This is a genomic window from Peptacetobacter sp. AB800, assembly GCF_047807365.1.
Lineage (GTDB): Bacteria > Bacillota > Clostridia > Peptostreptococcales > Peptostreptococcaceae > Peptacetobacter.
The window spans coordinates 54,404-71,865 of record NZ_JBLOUI010000001.1 but is presented as its reverse complement, the minus strand read 5'-3'; the positions used below and the strand labels follow the sequence as shown (position 1 = coordinate 71,865).

Sequence of the window (17,462 nt, the reverse complement as noted above, 5' to 3'; positions counted from 1 at the left end):
AATATATTCTATGTAAATTATAATAGTATAATGGAGTAAAGAATAAATGTTTTTGGAGGAGTTATGTACAAAACGAAAAAATTAAAAAATGGGCTTACAATTATAGCCGAGGAAATTCCTTACTTTAAATCGATATCTATGGGGATATGGTTTAGAGCAGGAATAAAAACAGAAGAAAATTATATAGATGGTGTATCTCACTTTATAGAGCATATGATGTTTAAAGGAACTAAAAACAGAACATCAAAACAGTTGGTTGCAGAAATCGAAAATCTAGGCGGTGTAATCAATGCTTTTACAGGTAGAGAATGTACATGTTATTATGTAAGACTCCTTGATGAACATTTGAATATAGGTATAGATATTCTCTCTGATATGATATTAAATTCTAAATTCGATGAAAAAGATATCGAAAGAGAAAAGAGTGTAATAACAGAGGAATTAAAAATGTACGAGGATTCCCCAGAGGATTTAACATATGACATACTACTTGAAAAAGTCTATGATAATAAAGGTATAGGAAAGAACATACTTGGTAGCAAAGAATCTATTAAGAGTATGAATAAAGAAGCTATTTTAAATTACTTTGAAAAATTCTATGTTCCAGAAAATGCAGTTCTTTCAATATGTGGAAACTTTGATTTTGACGAAACTGTCAAACTTATAGAAGATAAGTTTGCAAATTGGAATGGGAAAAAGCCTGATTATAATCTACAAGATGAGATATTCAATCCTTGTGTTGTTAAGAAGGATAGAGATTATGAGCAGACAAATCTAGCTATTTGTTTTGAGTGTGAAAATATAGGCTCTAGCTCAAATGATGTATATACGATAGATATTATAAACAATGTACTTGGAGGAAGCTCTACTTCTAGATTATTCCAGAGAATTAGAGAAGATGAAGGCCTTGTGTATTCTATCTATTCAGAGCAAGAGTTCTACCGGGATAAGGGAGAGCTTGGAATATATGCTAGTATGAGTACAGAAAATCTAGAGGACGTATATAGATTAATAAAAGAAGAGATTGTATCTCTTAATGAAAAAGGAATAACTGAGGAAGAATTAAAAAATTCTAAGGAGCAGCTAAAAGGTGAGTTTATGCTTGGAATGGAAAGCACTGAGAGTAGAATGAGTGCTATAGGAAAGTATATGCTTATAACTGGAAAGGTTGAAACATTAGAAGATGTTATAGAAGGATTAAACTCTATAACTATGGAGGATATAAATAGGGTAATAAAAGATGTACTAGATATAGATAAAATGGGCGTATGTGTTGTTGGAAAAGGCGTAAGTGAAATTGAGTTGTAGAAACTCATATTTTAGGAGGTTAAGATGAGTATAATAGTTCAGAAATTTGGAGGAACTTCAGTAGCTAATTTTGAAAAAATGGCTGAAGTATGTGAAATAGTTAAAAAAACTAAAGAAACAGGAAATGATGTAGTGATAGTTGTATCTGCTATGGGTAGAAAAGGAGATCCATATGCAACAGATACTCTATTAGGTCTTTTAGAACAGGTTACAAATAACCCTACTGATAGAGAAAAAGACATGCTTATGTCTTGTGGAGAAATAATTTCTTCTACACTTATGGCGAGCATGCTTACTGCTAATGGAGTAGAGGCCGTTGCATTTACAGGTAGCCAGGCAGGTATGATGACAAATGGTGTTTATTCAGATGCAAAGATAAAAGACATAGATCCGAGTAGAATAAAAAGAGAGCTTGAAGATGGTAAAGTTGTAGTTGTAGCTGGATTCCAAGGTGGAGACGATAGAGGAGATATAAACACACTTGGAAGAGGTGGTTCAGATACTTCTGCTGTTGCACTTGGAAAAGCTTTAGGGTGTAAATACGTGGAAATATATACAGACGTAGACGGAATAATGACTGCTGACCCAAGAGTTGAGCCAGATGCAAAGGTGCTTGATTACATTGATTACGAAGAAGTATTCCAGATGGCTGACAAAGGAGCTAAAGTAATACATCCAAGAGCTGTTCAGATAGCAAAAGATGGAAATATAACTCTAGCTATAAAAAACACATTAAATCCAAGCTATGAAGGAACAAAAATTTGCTCAGTAAAAAATATAGAAAACGATGGATTTGAATGTTGCTGTAAAGAAGAAAGATTTGCTGTAGCTAATAAAAGAGATATAGTACAGATAAAGATAAAAGACAACGGAACTTTTACAGATATATTATCTGAAATGGAAGAAAAAAATATAAGTATGGATATGATAAACTTCTTTATAGGAGAAAAAGCATTTGTAATAGACGAAAAAGATAAAGATTTACTAGAAAAAATATTAAAAGATAATGGTGTTAATTACGAAATAAAAACAAATTGTGCGAAGGTAACTCTTATAGGATCATCTATGACAGGAATACCTGGAGTAATGTCTAAAGTTGCAAGAGGTCTTAAAGAGGCTGAAATACCACTATTACAGACATCTGACTCTAGCATGACAATATCTTGCCTAGTTGACGAAAATGATATGGAAAAAGCAGTTCATGCTATACACAGCAAATTCTGTTGTTAGTTTAATATCTAAATTTGTTGAAAATGTCATATATGTGATATAATAATATAATGTTGATTTTGATAATTTACTTTGAAAATGTTAAATATTATAATTTTAGAAAGGAAAAGGAGTGATATTTTTGGCGAGTTTGAAAAACAAGAAAAAAAGAAAAAAGAAACAAAAGATAAGATTTAACTCAGAATATCATAATCTTATAACTATATTTTTAGGTATATTCCTATTATACAGCTTAAACTCTAATTCTATGGGCTGGGTACCTCAGTTCATACAGAATATGTTTAAAGGATTATTTGGAGGATTATCAATATTTATACCAATTCTCCTTATAATGACAGGTGTCCTAGGATTTATGGATGGAAATGAATATATCTATAGATTTAGAAAAACAAAGGTTTATTATGTAATAATACTATTTGTGTTTGTATTCTATGGACTACTTCACGCAAATAGCATAGTTGTAAGTAGCCCATTTGAACAGAGTATGATGACTGAAATTATGCATCAGGGAGTAACAGGAAATGGATGCGGACTAATATCAACTGTTATCGTATATTATTTATGTAAAATATTCGGTACAGTAGGTGCGTGGTTAGTAGCTATATTTGCATTAATTATAAGTATAGTTTATATATGTAATGTTTCTGTTAGCGATATGTTCAAAAGATTCAAAGCAACTAAAAACAGTGGACTTTCTATACGAGAAAGAATTAGCAAAATGAAAGACTCTGCAATAAATCTAGTAACTGATGAAGTCGATGAAATGGACGACAAAACTATGATTGCAAGAGATGAAAAAGAAGAGAAAAAAGGCGTATTTGGAAACTTGAAGAATAAGTTCAATAAAGCAGAAGATGAACCTGAGGAAGAAGAATTTAACGACGACAAGACTATAAAAATTGTTGGATTCAATAAAGCAGAAGACGATTATCTAGAAATACTTGAAGGAACTCAGACTATGTCTGAACTTGATGTATTAAAAGAATTACAGAGCCAGGAAAGAGCACCTGAGGATGAGATATTTAGTAGAAATAATTCTTCTTCAAACTCTAACAACGACGTAAAAGCATATAATAATATGTTTGAAGAAGAAACTGTTAATACAACTTCTGCAGTTAGTCCTAAAACAATGGAATCTACTATGCCTTTTGATGCAGTAGAAGAAAATGAAAAGTATAAAAATTATAAGATTCCACCAGTGACTCTTTTAAATAAAGTAAATAAAAAATCAAATGAAAATGTAAAGAAATCAGTTATAAAAAATGCTGGTTTACTAGAAAAAACTCTTTCTGATTTTGGAGTAGAGGCTACAATAAGTCAGGTTACAGTAGGTCCTACTATAACTAGATACGAAGTTCAGCCAAAACCAGGTGTAAAAGTTAGTAAAATAGTTAATTTGACTGACGATATAGCACTTAGTTTAGCAGCTAGAAGTATAAGAATAGAAGCTCCTATACCAGGTAAAAATGCTATAGGTATAGAAGTTCCAAATGAAGAAACTCAGATGGTTGGAATAAGAGAAATAGTAGAAAGCAAGGAATTTAAAGACTTTAAATCTCCTCTTGCTATGGGTCTAGGAAAAGACGTTTCTGGTAAAATATTTGTAAGTGATATAGCTAAGATGCCACATCTTTTAATCGCTGGTTCAACTGGTTCTGGTAAGAGTGTGTGCGTAAATACACTTATAAACAGTATATTATTCAAAGCAAAACCAGATGAAGTTAAATTACTTTTAATTGACCCTAAAGTAGTAGAACTTTCTAATTACAATGGTATACCACACCTTCTAATACCAGTTGTAACAGATCCTTCAAAAGCAGCAAATGCGCTAAATTGGGCTGTTAGCGAAATGAATAGAAGATATAAAGCATTTAGCGATACAGGTGTTAGAGATATAAAAAGCTATAATGAAAAGGCAGAAGAAAAAATGCCTAGCATAGTTATAGTAATAGACGAGTTAGCTGACCTTATGATGACTTGTGCTAAAGAAGTAGAGGATTATATATGTAGATTAGCTCAGAAAGCCAGAGCAGCAGGTATGCACCTTGTTATAGCAACACAAAGACCTTCTGTAGACGTAATCACAGGTGTAATAAAAGCTAATATCCCTTCAAGAATAGCATTTGCCGTATCTTCTCAGACAGACTCAAGAACAATACTTGATATGGGAGGAGCAGAAAAACTTCTTGGAAAAGGAGATATGCTATTCTATCCACTAGGAGCAGCCAAACCAGAAAGACTTCAGGGAGCATTTATATCTGATTCAGAACTAGAAAACGTAATAGAATATGTCAAAGGACAGTTTAAAGACGAGGAAGTTAAATATGAAGAAGATATAATAGAAACAATATCAGCTGTGAAAAATATGGAACACGACGACGAAGATGAATTACTTCCAGAAGCAATCGAATTCGTTGTAAATAATGGACAGGCATCTTCTTCAATGCTACAGAGAAAATTCAAAATAGGATTTAACAGAGCAGCGAGAATGATAGATGCAATGGAAGAAAGAGGAATAGTAGGTCAGAATGAAGGAAGTAGACCTAGAAAAGTCCTTATATCTAAAGAACAGTTAGACGAAATGAAAAAATAATATAAATTATGATTAAGGTGGATATTATTCCACCTTAATTTTAAAATTGAAAGGAGAATAAATGTTAAAAATAGCACTTGAATCCCTAGGATGTTCAAAGAACTTAATGGATGCAGAGATAATGACAGGGATCTTAAAAGAAAAAGGGTACGAATTTGTAGAAGAATTCGCCGAAGCAGATATAATAATCGTTAATACTTGTGGATTTATAAGAGATGCAAAACAGGAATCAATAGATACAATAGTTGAATTATCTCAGTTAAAAGAAGTTGGAAAACTTAAATATCTAATAGTTACTGGATGTCTAGCACAGAGATATGCAGATGAATTATTAGAAGAAATACCAGAAATAGACGCAATAGTTGGAACTGGTAACTTTATGAATATATCTGAAATAATAGATAGATTAGAAAGCGAAAAAAATGTAACAGAAATAGGAAATATAGAATTTGCATTTGATGAAACTCTTCCTAGATATGTATCTACTCCAGAACATATGGCTTATTTAAAAATAGGTGAAGGATGTTCTAACCACTGTACATACTGTATAATACCTAAATTAAGAGGAAAATACAGAAGTAGAAAAATAGAAGATATAGTAGAAGAAGCTAAAACTCTTGCTGCAGAAGGAGTAAAAGAGTTAGTTGTAATAGCTCAGGATACTACTAGATACGGTGAGGATTTATACGGAGAAGCTAAACTTGCTGAGTTATTAGAAGAATTAGCAGGTATAGAAGGTATAAAATGGATAAGAATAATGTACTCTTACCCAGAATCAATAACTGAAAAATTAATAGATGTAATAGCTGCTCACGACAATATCTGTAGCTACTTCGATATGCCAATACAGCATGCAAGCAACAGAGTATTAAAAAGAATGAACAGAAGAACATCAAAAGAAGATATAAGATCTAAAGTTGAAATGATAAGAAGTAAAATACCTGATGCTATTATAAGAACTACTGTTATAGTTGGTTTCCCAGGAGAAACAGAGGAAGATTTAGAAGAATTAATCGACTTTATGAAGGAAATAAAATTTGATAGACTTGGTGCATTTGCGTATTCAAGAGAAGAAGATACTCCTGCAGATAGAATGGATGGACACATGGACGAAGAAATCAAAGAAGAAAGAAGAGATAGAGTCATGATGGTTCAGCAGGCAATATCTGAGGAAATAAATCAGAAAAGAGAAGATAAAGTATTTGAAGTTCTTATAGAAGAAGAGGCTGAAGATGGTGTATACGTTGGTAGAACTCAGGGAGATGCTGAAGAAATAGATAGTGTTGTATATGTTAATTCAGACGAAGAATTAGAAATAGGTAGCTTCGTAAATGTTTATATAACAGAAGCTATGGAATATGATTTGATAGGAGATGTTGTAGATGAACTTGCCGAATAAATTAACTTTATTCAGAGTATTTCTTATACCAATTCTAGTAATTGTTATGATGATGGATATACCAGCTAAGTTTTTAATAGCTTGTATAATATTTATAGTTGCATCACTTACAGACATGCTGGACGGTAAAATAGCTAGAAAATATAATCTAGTTACTGACTTTGGAAAATTTATGGACCCATTAGCAGATAAATTATTAGTTATATCTACACTAATATGTATGATAGAAGCTGATTTAGCTGCTGGTTGGATGGTTATTATAATAGTTGCTAGAGAGTTATCTGTTAGTATTCTTAGAGCAATAGCAGCTGCAGACGGTACTGTTATAGCTGCAGGTAAGAGTGGTAAATGGAAGACAGCTACTCAGATGGTTTCAATAGTTTTATTACTATTTGGAGCACATTTAGAAAATCTTACAATCTTAATGGTTGGAAATATTTTATTAATAATAGCTACACTTCTAACACTTTACTCAGGATGGGAATACTTATACGGAAACAGACACGTATTTATGAATTCAAAATAATTTAAAATTGATTGAAAGGGCTATTACAATTTTGTAATAGTTCTTTTTTTATAAAAATTTTGTTTAAATTTTAATTTATATGTCAATAAATAAAATAGAAGGATAATTTATATATTTTGTATCGTTTTAAAAATAAAAATTTTTTAACGAATCTTATTTATTGACGAGTGTGTTTTTATACGATATAATAAGTATATGAAAAAGATAGAACAAATGTTTGATATATAAATTGAGAGGAGAATCGTGATGAGTGTAGATCAGGAAAAATTAAAAGCCCTTAACGAAGCATTGGGTAAAATAGAAAAAGACTTTGGTAAAGGTTCAGTAATGAGATTAGGAGAAGCTACTTCTCTAGAAATAGATACAATATCTACTGGTTCTATAGGATTAGATATAGCAATCGGTATAGGTGGTCTTCCAAAAGGAAGAATAGTTGAGATATATGGACCAGAATCTTCTGGTAAAACTACAGTTGCACTTCACTGTGTAGCAGAAGCACAGAAAAATGGAGGAATAGCAGCATTCATAGATGCAGAACACGCATTAGATCCAGTATACGCTAAAGCATTAGGTGTAGACGTAGAAAATCTTATAATATCTCAGCCAGACACAGGAGAACAGGCTCTAGAAATAGCAGAGGCTCTTATAAGAAGTGGTGCTATAGACATAATAGTAGTCGACTCTGTTGCTGCATTAGTTCCTAAAGCCGAAATAGAAGGTGATATGGGGGATTCTCATGTTGGTCTTCAGGCAAGACTTATGTCTCAGGCTCTTAGAAAATTAACAGGTTCAATAAAGAAATCTAACTGTGTTGCAATATTCATCAACCAGTTAAGAGAAAAAGTTGGTATAATGTTTGGTAACCCAGAAACAACTACTGGTGGACGTGCACTTAAATTCTACTCTTCTGTAAGATTAGATGTTAGAAAAATAGACACTATAAAACAGGGAGATAAAGTTTTAGGAAGTAGAACAAGAGTAAAAGTTGTTAAAAATAAAGTTGCACCACCATTCAAACAGGCAGAATTCGATATAATGTATGGACAGGGTATATCTAAAATAGGTGACTTACTAGATATAGCAGCTGATATAGATGTAGTTAAAAAATCTGGTTCTTGGTACAACTACCAAGATGTTAAACTAGGTCAGGGTAGAGAAAATGTTAAAAAATTCCTTGAAGACAATATGGATTTAACTAACGAAATAGAAGCTAAGGTAAGACATTATTATCATTTAGATGGAACTTCTCCAGAAGACGATGAAGTGGAAGAAGTAAAAGCTGATGCTAAAAAAGATACAAAAGCAGTTAAAGAAGAAAATCCTGCAAAATAATAAAAATTAAGTCAAAAATATACGAGAGAGCTGTTTAATAGCTCTCTTTTTTTGGTATAAATTTGTATGTAAGAAAAAATAATTGAAAATTTTGTGAAAAAATAGTGAATATATTGAATGTATTCTAATCACACAATCTTGACATGCTTATGAAAACATTATAAAATTAAAAGAGGGTATTTTATCCAAACTTAACTATATCCAATAAAATAATAGATTCTTTAAAAAGTTTAAGATACTAGAATATGAGAGTTAATATGAAAATGGAAAATGAAAAAATTAAGGGAGGAATCCTGAAAACTACTGTTTTTTATGGTAGTTCTGAATACTAAAGAGGAGGTGGATGTCATAGATAAGATATTAGTGGCGTTAGGTTGCGCAATAGTCGGAATAATAGTAGGTTATTTTGTTAGAAGAAATATATCTGAAGCTAAAGTAGGTCAGGCCGAAACTAGAGCTAAAGAAATTATAGATAAAGCAAACCATGATACTGAAACAGTAAGAAAAGAAAAACTATTAGAAGCTAAAGAAGAAATTCACAAATTGCGTACAGAAGCAGAAAAAGAAAACAGAGAAAGAAGAAATGAAGTACAGAAGTACGAAAGAAGAGTTTTACAGAAAGAAGAAAACCTTGATAAAAAAACATCTGAACTTGAGTCAAAAGAAGCAAATCTTAGAGACAAAGTAAAAGCATTAGACAAAAAAGAGGAAGAAGTAGAAATTATAAAGCACAAACAGCTTGAAAAACTTGAAAGTATTTCAGGAATAAGCTCAGAAAAAGCTAAAGAAATCATACTTACAAATGCTGAAAGAGATGTTAGACGTGAGATGTCTATAATGATAAAAGAAGTAGAATCTCAGGCAAAAGACGAAGCAGAAAAGAAAGCAAGAGAAATAATAGGATATGCTATACAGAAATGTGCAGCAGATCACGTTGCCGAAACAACTGTTACAGTTGTAAATCTTCCAAATGACGAAATGAAAGGAAGAATAATCGGTAGAGAAGGTAGAAACATAAGAACACTTGAAACATTAACAGGAATAGATCTAATAATAGATGATACTCCTGAAGCAGTTATACTTTCTGGATTTGACCCTATAAGAAGAGAAATAGCTAGAATAGCTCTTGAAAAACTTATAGCAGATGGTAGAATACATCCAGCAAGAATAGAAGAAATGGTAGAAAAAGCTAGAAAAGAAGTTGATAATATAATAAAAGAATATGGAGAACAGGCAGCATTTGAAACAGGTGTACATGGACTTCATCCAGAACTTATAAAACTTCTTGGTAGATTAAACTACAGAACTAGTTATGGCCAGAATGTTCTTAAACATTCTATAGAAGTTGCTCATATAGCTGGTATAATGGCATCTGAATTAGGTGTAGACGTTAAATTAGCTAAGAGAGCCGGTCTTCTTCATGACATAGGTAAATCTGTTGACCATGAAATGGAAGGTACTCATGTTGAAATAGGTATGGACTTATTAAGAAGATACAAAGAATCTAAAGAAGTTATACATGCTATGTCAACTCACCACGGAGATTACGAACCACAGACTGTAGAAGCTGTATTAGTTACAGCTGCAGATGCTATATCAGCAGCTAGACCTGGTGCTAGACGTGAAACTCTAGAAGCATACATTAAGAGACTTGAAAAACTTGAAGAGATAGCCAATTCTTATGAAGGTGTAGAAAAATCATTTGCAATACAGGCTGGTAGAGAAATAAGAATAATGGTAAAACCAGAAGAAGTTAGCGATGAAGAATTACATCTATTAGCTAGGGATATGACTAAGAAGATAGAAGAAGGACTTGAATATCCAGGCCAGATAAAAGTAAGCATAATAAGAGAAACTAGAGCAATAGAATATGCAAAATAATGAATTAAAAAGCTATCTCGTATGAGATAGCTTTTTATGTATAAAATATAAATTTAATAGCTATAAAAAAAGGGAATAGAGATACATATGTTTAAATATATAATAGAGAATATAAGGGGGGAGATTTAATGAACTATTACGAAAATATTAATTCGCAATTAGAGGCCCTGAAGCTTAAAGAAATAGAAAAAACATTTTATGAAAAGATAAAAAACGAGGGAAAAATAATTCCTAAAGTTATACCTTTTAAAGGTGTAAATACTGACATGCTTTACATAAAAGATAATAAAGTTTTATTTCTTAAGTTTATGAATACTACTGATGAGTTATTCTCTATATTGGATGAAGAACTTTTAGAGATAATGAGCGAAGAATACGACTTATTAAAAATAAAAATGCAGCAAAATCACAATCAGATATCATACGACTATATGTTTGTAATGCCTTATGTAAGCATAGACGATGTATATGAGTACGGTGACTTTGTAAAGAATAATATAATCGACAAAGAAGGATTTGAAGCGCTTATGAACGATGAAAAATCTTTAGATGATTATATGAAGGACGAAAATGATGAGATAATTTTAAACTTATTCCTATTTGATGTTTGCTCTGAATATTACATTTTAGATAGCAAACTGCATCTCAATAAGGATTTTAAAAAGATTTCTTTCTTTAGTAATGAATATGAGTATACAGCAGCTGTTATGGAAAATAGCCAGATTGTAGAGGCTGATTCAATACATTATGGAACAACTCTTTACAATGGTGCGTCAGGGACAGGAAAAACGGCTCTAATGCTTAGTAGAGCTATAAAGCTATCAAAGATATACCCACACCATAAATTCCTTATAATAACGGAAAATAAACAGTCTAGTAGTGACTTAAGAGAGAAACTAGAGGTACTTTGCAATGATGTATCAAATCTAGAAGTTCATACATTTAGCTCATTTGTATTTAAGTTAGCTAGAATGTATAATCTAGTATTTGATTATGGAATGCTAAAAAAAGATTACGAAAAAACATTTGAAAATCTGATAAAACAGGCAAAAAATGTTATAAAAAATAAAAGAATGTTTAAAGGTATTTTTATAGACGAGGCTGAAAACTTCAGCGAAGATCAGATAAAATTCTTAGAAGAATTCTTATACAAAACAAAACATATTTTCAATATATTTAACTGTAAAGCTACAAATCTTACAAATAATATGAATATATTCAAAAATAAATACGAAAATATACATATAGATAAAATTGTAGATTTAAAGAAAAATTATAGACAGACAGGAAGTCTTGTAGATTTTTCTAATAAGCTTGGACAGAATACGGATAATTATTATAAGGAGATAAGACCGGATATTAAGAGAAATGTATTCTTGGAATCAGAGCCAGTTAGAGAGCTTGGAAAGAATCAGGTAGCACTTATCAAGGTGAGCGACTTAGATGACCAGATAAGCTCAGTTATTTGGGAAATAGAGTACTTTGTAAATAAAAAAGGTTTGGATTATTCTGATATAGCTATAATATATCCGTTCAATAAAAAGAGATTGAAAAATGGAAAAACAATCTACTTCCAGTATATGATTAAAAAAGCGTTAGACGATGCTGGAATAGAGGTTATAGTGTCTGATGAAAATCTTACAAGTCTGAGTAGAAAAAATGGTGTAACAATATCAAATATATATACTGTAAAGAGCTTAGAGTTTAAGGCTGTTATAATATGTGAATTAGAAATGCTTTATAATCAGAAGATAGCAGACATTAGTCAGGATTATCAGGTAAATGACTTTGCAGGAGATATAAACAAGGTATATCATGCTGTGAACAGAGCTACAGATTATGTAAGCTTTGTAACTACATTTAGCGAAGATACAAGCGATATTATCAAAGTGATAAATGATACTGTCGAAAGTGAAAAGATAATAAATATGTAAAAGAAAAGGGACTTTATAATGACGATATTATTGTCAAAATAAAAGTCCCTTTATTTTTATGTTTATTATTATTTAACAAGTCCGAAGTATAGTAGAACGATTATACCAAGAACTATTCTATAGTATCCGAAAGCTTTGAAGTCGTGTTTTTTGATGTAATCCATAAAGAATTTTATAACTATAACAGAAACTACAAATGCAACAACAGATCCAACACCTAATACTAACCATTCGAATCCTGAGAATACAAATCCTGCTTTTAATAGTTTTAATAAACTAGCACCAAGCATTGTAGGTATTGCTAGGAAGAATGAGAATTCTGCAGCAACGTATCTAGATGCTCCAAGTAGAGTTGCACCTATTATTGTTGAACCAGATCTAGATGTACCTGGTATAAGTGCTAGACACTGGAATAGACCTATTCCTAAAGCTAACTTAAAAGAAACCTGAGAGAAGTCTGAAACAGCTGGTTTCTTATTTCTGTTTTCTATAACTATCATTATAACCCCGTAGATTATAAGAGCTAGTGCAACAGTAGTGGAATTGAAGAATAGACGGTCTATATCTTCCTCAAATAAAATCCCTATTATACCTGATGGTATAACTGCTACGATTACCTTTGCCCATAGGCTTAGAGTTTCTTTCTTTTCAACCTTGCTCTTGCTAGAGTCGAAAGGATTTAATTTTTTGAAGAATATTAGTAAAACTGCTAAAATTGAACCAAACTGTATAACTACAAGGAATGTACTTATAAATGTCGGTGAAAAATTAAGCTTTACAAATTCATCAACAAGTATCATGTGTCCAGTACTACTTACAGGAAGCCATTCAGTTATACCCTGAACAATCCCAAGTAGGACGGCTTTAAGAATTTCTATCAAAATTGTTACCTCCTAAAATTCAAATTTAAGTGTATTTGTAGCAAAAATTTAAACAATGCTACACCTAAAATATAATATCACAACAAAACAAACTTAACAAGTAAGACGTAATAAATTAAATCTAAAGAAATCATAAAAAAAGAAGGATAATAAATATCCTTCTTTTAAATATATTAAATTTTATTATTTGTTTAATTTAACGTAAGCTTCAAGACCTTCTTTAAGTATTTTAGCTGCTTTTCTTAAATCTTCTTCTTTTAAGATGTAAGCAAGTCTTATTTCGTCTCTTCCTAGTCCTGGAGTAGCGTAGAATCCTTCTGCTGGAGTAGCCATTACTGTTTCATTGTCAACTCTGAAGTCAGTAAGCATCCATTTAACGAAATCTTCTGCGTTGTCTACTGGAAGTTTAGCAACTATGTAGAATGCACCAGTTGGTTTTTCACATATAACTCCATCAACTTTCATTAATTCAGAATAAAGAACATCTCTTCTTTTTCTGTATTCATCGTTAACTTCTTTGAAGTAAGATACTGGAGTTTTGTAAAGTTCAACTGCACCTATCTGTTCTAATGTTGGAACACAAAGTCTTCCCTGGCAAAGTTTCATTATCTGAGCTATAAGTTCTTTGTTTTTAGATGCTATAGATCCTATTCTTGCACCACAAGCACTATATCTCTTAGAAACTGAATCTATTATTATAACTCTGTCTTCAACCTGTTTTAAGTTACCAAAGCTTGTATATTCTAATCCATCATATACGAATTCTCTGTAAACTTCATCAGATATTATCCATAAATCTTTTTCTATAGCTATTTCAGCTATCATTTCTAATTCTTCTTTGCTGTATATAGCACCAGTTGGGTTACCTGGGTTTGAAAGAAGTATTGCTTTAACTTTATCATCTATTTTAGAAAGTATTTCTTCTTTAGATGGTAAGTGGAATCCGTTTTCTGCTTTAGTTGTTATTGGAGCAACTCCAACGTTTACACACTGTCCAAATCCATTGTAGTTAGTGTAGAATGGTTCTGGTATTAAAAGTTTGTCTCCTGGATCGCAAGTAGCCATCATAGCGAATAATAATGCTTCAGATCCACCATTAGTTATAAGAAGTTCGTCTTTGTCAAAGTGCATATCGTAAGTTTTGTAGTAATCCTGAAGAGCTTCTATAAGTTCTGGTATACCCTGAGATACAGCATATTCTAATACTTCATTGTCGAAGTTTTTAACTGCATCGAAGAATCCTCTTGGAGTTTTTATGTCTGGCTGTCCTATATTAAGGTGATAAACTTTAACACCATCAGCTTTTGCAGCTGTTGCAAAAGGAACTAGCTTTCTTATTGGTGATGCCTGCATAGCAGTAACTCTGTTTGAAAAATTATTCATTTATAAGTACCCCCTAAAATAATCTCTATGACACATTATTTCAACTTAAAATTAATAATGTGCAATATAATTAAAGATATATTAAATATTGTGTAGCTTTTTAAAAAGCTTTTCCTTTTACATAATAACATATACAATTGAAAAAAACACCCTATTTATTCAAAATTTATTAACAAATATATAATTAACAAAAAAATAACTAATTTTCAGAAAACAAAACTTTTTATATGACTTTTTCACATAGAAAAGACAAATTTTTATAAAAATCTGATATAATAAAACTAATAAATTACATAAAAGAAAAATTGAATTTATAAATTTTATTTTAAAAAAGAATTGTGCTAGGAGGTGCCGACTTGAAGAAAGAACTAAGAGTTGATCCTACAAATAATGATATTATAATATTTGCAAGAGAAAGAGCATCTAGACCTCTAGATAATGTCAAAAAAAACATGCCTATGGATGAGGATGATATAATAAAAGAATATGAAGAAAACTGTCCTTTCTGTAGAGGAAATGAGCATCAAACTGATGATTCAACTGAGGAAATGTTTATAGATGGAAAATGGGTTGCAAAAGCGATTAAAAATAAATATCCAATAGTTGATATGAATTCAGATGAGGTGTTTGGAGTTCACGAGGTAATAATAGAAAGTTATAGACACAATGCCAACTTTTTCAATATGTCTGAAGAAGAATTCAAAACAATGTTTAAATTATATGTAAGTAGGTATAAATATTTAATGAATCAAAAAGGCATAGAATATGTAAATTTATTTAAAAACTTTTTGAGAAAATCTGGTGCATCCTTAATGCATCCTCATTCCCAGATAACAGCTTTATCAATTATACCTACAGAAATACATAAGGAATTGTTAATAGCACATGATTATTATGGATGGGAAAATACAAATCTATATGAAGATATTATAAAAGAAGAAAAAGAATATAAAAAAAGACTTGTTTATTCTGGAACAAGATTTATAGCTATAATACCTTCTGCTAGTAAGAACCCAAGTGAAGTTAGAATAATTTTTAACAAAGGTGTCAAATTTGAGGACTTGGATTCTTTAGATATAGATGAATTATCATATGCTTTTAAGGGTATTTTTGCCAATTATAAAAAAATGTTTGGTATAATGCCTTTCAATATATGGGTACACTCACATCCTAATGGAATAGAAACTAAGGAATATTTTAACTTACATATACACATATTCCCTAGAAAATTTAATTATGGTGGTTTTGAATTGAGCACAGGTATGTATGTAAGCTCTTATCCACCAGAAGATATAGCAAAACAAATGAGGATTGAAGAAGAATAAAATTGATTGGAGAGAAGTAATGAAATTTATATCATGGAATGTAAATGGTCTTAGAGCCTGTGTAACAAAAGGATTTATGGACTTTTTTAATGAAGTAGATGCAGATATATTCTGCTTACAGGAAACTAAGCTGCAGGAAGGACAGATAGATTTAAATCCAGAAGGATATGAGTCTTATTGGAACTATGCAGATAAGAAGGGTTATTCTGGTACTGCGATATTTACTAAGAAAAAACCTCTATCAGTAGCTTATGGAATAGGAATAGATGAACACGACCACGAAGGTAGAGTAATAACATTAGAGTTTGAAGACTTCTATTTTGTAACAGTGTACACTCCTAATTCTCAGACCGAGTTAAAAAGATTAGAGTATAGAATGAGATGGGAAGATGACTTTAGAGCATATCTAAAAAATCTAGATTCTAAAAAGCCAGTAGTTATGTGTGGTGATTTAAACGTAGCACACAAAGAAATAGACTTAAAAAATCCTAAAACTAATAGAAAAAATGCTGGATTTACAGATGAAGAAAGAAATAAATTTACTGAGTTCTTAGAAAGTGGATTTATAGATACGTTTAGATATTTCTATCCAGATGCTGAAGGAATGTATTCTTGGTGGTCTTATAGATTTAATGCAAGAAAGAACAACGCAGGATGGCGTATTGACTACTTCTGTACATCAGAAAGCATGAAAGATAGATTAGTAAGTGCAAAAATACATAATGAAGTACTAGGATCTGATCATTGTCCAGTAGAATTAGTTATAGAATAAATGTACGTCATATAACGAACGATAAAACGAAATAAAATAAAAAAGAGATAGGTCTTGATTACCTGTCTCTTTTTTTGTGTCTTTTTAATCTTTTCTTTAAATTACGTCTTCTCAATATCTCTTCATCGCTTATATTGTTTTTAATAAATTGCACCATACTAAGAATTTTCTTCTCATCTTTAGATAGATTTCTATTTAATACTTTGGAAAAATCATCACATTCTTTTAGAAAAATATCCTCATCTAGTGGATCTAAGCCAAAAGATGAGCTATCTGACAAATTTGTATATATGTATATATTAGGTTTGATAGCTTTAGGATTAATAGATGCAAAAACCTTAGCTGTATAATAAGCATCGTTTAAAGCATTGTGGTATGCGACAGTATCCTCAAGATTAAGGGCAATTACAGCATTTTCAAGGCCTATAGACTGAGCAGTTGTGTGATTTATAAAATCAGATGCATAGTACTGCACATCTATGTATGATTTTGGAAGAGATAAATCTGGAAGATTGTGGTATTTTATATTTCTATAAAGCTCTCTTAAATCACTTTTTCCCCATACGCAAAATATTGGGTCGTCACTTGATACAAATTCCGTAAATTTTTTAAAGGCCTCTTTAAAGGTAGGAGCATTTTCTAAATCCTCCATACTTATTCCCGTAATTTTAGCCACATAAGGATGCATAGATGTATAAAGACAAGGCTTTATAAAAGTATCAAAGGCTGCAATTATATTAAAATTACTATCTAATTTGACAGCACCTAGCTGAATAATTTCAAATGGGCATGCATTATCAGAAAAAGTCTTATTAGTCTTTTTATTAAAGCCCTGATTAAACTCTAGGTCAAATACTATATATTCCATCATAACCTCCATAAAATAATGAAATTAATA

The 17,462-nt window shown here is 31.1% G+C and carries 13 protein-coding genes; 10 read left to right on the top strand and 3 right to left on the bottom strand.

Annotation, left to right across the window (positions count from 1 at the left end; all coding sequences use genetic code 11):
* Positions 1-63 precede the first annotated feature (63 nt).
* The 8 genes from ACK2WN_RS00315 (at position 64) to ACK2WN_RS00280 (ending at position 12,203) form a co-directional block, all read left to right on the top strand.
* Positions 64-1,308: a M16 family metallopeptidase gene (locus tag ACK2WN_RS00315; protein WP_300531355.1), complete on the top strand. Its 1,245-nt coding sequence runs from the start codon at positions 64-66 to the stop codon at positions 1,306-1,308.
* 24 nt (positions 1,309-1,332) lie between these two features.
* Positions 1,333-2,538, top strand: a complete 1,206-nt coding sequence (gene dapG / locus ACK2WN_RS00310; protein WP_416154514.1) for an aspartate kinase — start codon at positions 1,333-1,335, stop codon at positions 2,536-2,538.
* 247 nt (positions 2,539-2,785) lie between these two features.
* Complete coding sequence (locus ACK2WN_RS00305; RefSeq protein ID WP_416154581.1) at positions 2,786-5,131, top strand: DNA translocase FtsK 4TM domain-containing protein; 2,346 nt, start codon at positions 2,786-2,788, stop codon at positions 5,129-5,131.
* A gap of 61 nt (positions 5,132-5,192) precedes the next feature.
* On the top strand, positions 5,193-6,530 hold the full coding sequence (gene rimO / locus ACK2WN_RS00300; RefSeq protein ID WP_416154513.1) for a 30S ribosomal protein S12 methylthiotransferase RimO: 1,338 nt from the start codon (positions 5,193-5,195) through the stop codon (positions 6,528-6,530).
* Positions 6,514-7,056, top strand: coding sequence for a CDP-diacylglycerol--glycerol-3-phosphate 3-phosphatidyltransferase (pgsA, locus tag ACK2WN_RS00295; RefSeq protein ID WP_300531362.1), 543 nt, complete (start codon positions 6,514-6,516; stop codon positions 7,054-7,056). The genes rimO and pgsA overlap by 17 nt, the downstream gene beginning before the upstream one ends.
* 246 nt (positions 7,057-7,302) lie before the next feature.
* Positions 7,303-8,388: a recombinase RecA gene (recA, locus tag ACK2WN_RS00290; RefSeq protein WP_330000368.1), complete on the top strand. Its 1,086-nt coding sequence runs from the start codon at positions 7,303-7,305 to the stop codon at positions 8,386-8,388.
* 312 nt (positions 8,389-8,700) lie between these two features.
* The gene (gene rny / locus ACK2WN_RS00285) at positions 8,701-10,269 is read left to right on the top strand and encodes a ribonuclease Y (protein WP_416154512.1); all 1,569 of its coding nucleotides are present in this window, start codon (positions 8,701-8,703) and stop codon (positions 10,267-10,269) included.
* Positions 10,270-10,397: 128 nt separating this feature from the next.
* The gene (locus ACK2WN_RS00280) at positions 10,398-12,203 is read left to right on the top strand and encodes an AAA family ATPase (RefSeq protein ID WP_300531078.1); all 1,806 of its coding nucleotides are present in this window, start codon (positions 10,398-10,400) and stop codon (positions 12,201-12,203) included.
* Positions 12,204-12,271: 68 nt separating this feature from the next.
* On the opposite strand, the gene ACK2WN_RS00275 is transcribed toward ACK2WN_RS00280, so the two are convergent.
* Both ACK2WN_RS00275 and ACK2WN_RS00270 read right to left on the bottom strand, forming a co-directional pair.
* Positions 12,272-13,084, bottom strand: coding sequence for an undecaprenyl-diphosphate phosphatase (locus tag ACK2WN_RS00275; protein ID WP_118548071.1), 813 nt, complete (start codon positions 13,082-13,084; stop codon positions 12,272-12,274).
* 183 nt (positions 13,085-13,267) lie between these two features.
* Complete coding sequence (locus ACK2WN_RS00270) at positions 13,268-14,467, bottom strand: pyridoxal phosphate-dependent aminotransferase (RefSeq protein ID WP_416154511.1); 1,200 nt, start codon at positions 14,465-14,467, stop codon at positions 13,268-13,270.
* 356 nt (positions 14,468-14,823) lie between these two features.
* Here ACK2WN_RS00270 and ACK2WN_RS00265 point away from each other — a divergent pair, with 356 nt between their 5' ends.
* On the top strand, positions 14,824-15,792 hold the full coding sequence (locus tag ACK2WN_RS00265) for a DUF4931 domain-containing protein (protein WP_416154510.1): 969 nt from the start codon (positions 14,824-14,826) through the stop codon (positions 15,790-15,792).
* Positions 15,793-15,811: 19 nt separating this feature from the next.
* Entirely contained in the window at positions 15,812-16,564 is a 753-nt protein-coding gene (locus ACK2WN_RS00260; protein ID WP_006440161.1) for an exodeoxyribonuclease III, read from the top strand.
* 58 nt (positions 16,565-16,622) lie between these two features.
* On the opposite strand, the gene ACK2WN_RS00255 is transcribed toward ACK2WN_RS00260, so the two are convergent.
* Positions 16,623-17,435 carry a 3'-5' exonuclease gene (locus tag ACK2WN_RS00255; protein WP_300531063.1) on the bottom strand — a complete coding sequence of 271 codons (813 nt, stop codon included), beginning with the start codon at positions 17,433-17,435 and terminating at the stop codon, positions 16,623-16,625.
* Between the last annotated feature and the right edge of the window lie 27 nt (positions 17,436-17,462).

Excerpts from the sequence above, each read along its gene's own strand:
- ACK2WN_RS00270 (WP_416154511.1), bottom strand. The coding sequence starts at position 14,467 with ATGAATAATTTTTCAAACAGAGTTACTGCTATGCAGGCATCACCAATA.
- rny (WP_416154512.1), top strand. The coding sequence starts at position 8,701 with ATGGTAGTTCTGAATACTAAAGAGGAGGTGGATGTCATAGATAAGATA.
- rimO (WP_416154513.1), top strand. The coding sequence starts at position 5,193 with ATGTTAAAAATAGCACTTGAATCCCTAGGATGTTCAAAGAACTTAATG.
- ACK2WN_RS00305 (WP_416154581.1), top strand. The coding sequence starts at position 2,786 with ATGGGCTGGGTACCTCAGTTCATACAGAATATGTTTAAAGGATTATTT.
- ACK2WN_RS00260 (WP_006440161.1), top strand. The coding sequence starts at position 15,812 with ATGAAATTTATATCATGGAATGTAAATGGTCTTAGAGCCTGTGTAACA.
- pgsA (WP_300531362.1), top strand. The coding sequence starts at position 6,514 with ATGAACTTGCCGAATAAATTAACTTTATTCAGAGTATTTCTTATACCA.
- ACK2WN_RS00315 (WP_300531355.1), top strand. The coding sequence starts at position 64 with ATGTACAAAACGAAAAAATTAAAAAATGGGCTTACAATTATAGCCGAG.
- ACK2WN_RS00280 (WP_300531078.1), top strand. The coding sequence starts at position 10,398 with ATGAACTATTACGAAAATATTAATTCGCAATTAGAGGCCCTGAAGCTT.
- dapG (WP_416154514.1), top strand. The coding sequence starts at position 1,333 with ATGAGTATAATAGTTCAGAAATTTGGAGGAACTTCAGTAGCTAATTTT.
- ACK2WN_RS00255 (WP_300531063.1), bottom strand. The coding sequence starts at position 17,435 with ATGATGGAATATATAGTATTTGACCTAGAGTTTAATCAGGGCTTTAAT.
- recA (WP_330000368.1), top strand. The coding sequence starts at position 7,303 with ATGAGTGTAGATCAGGAAAAATTAAAAGCCCTTAACGAAGCATTGGGT.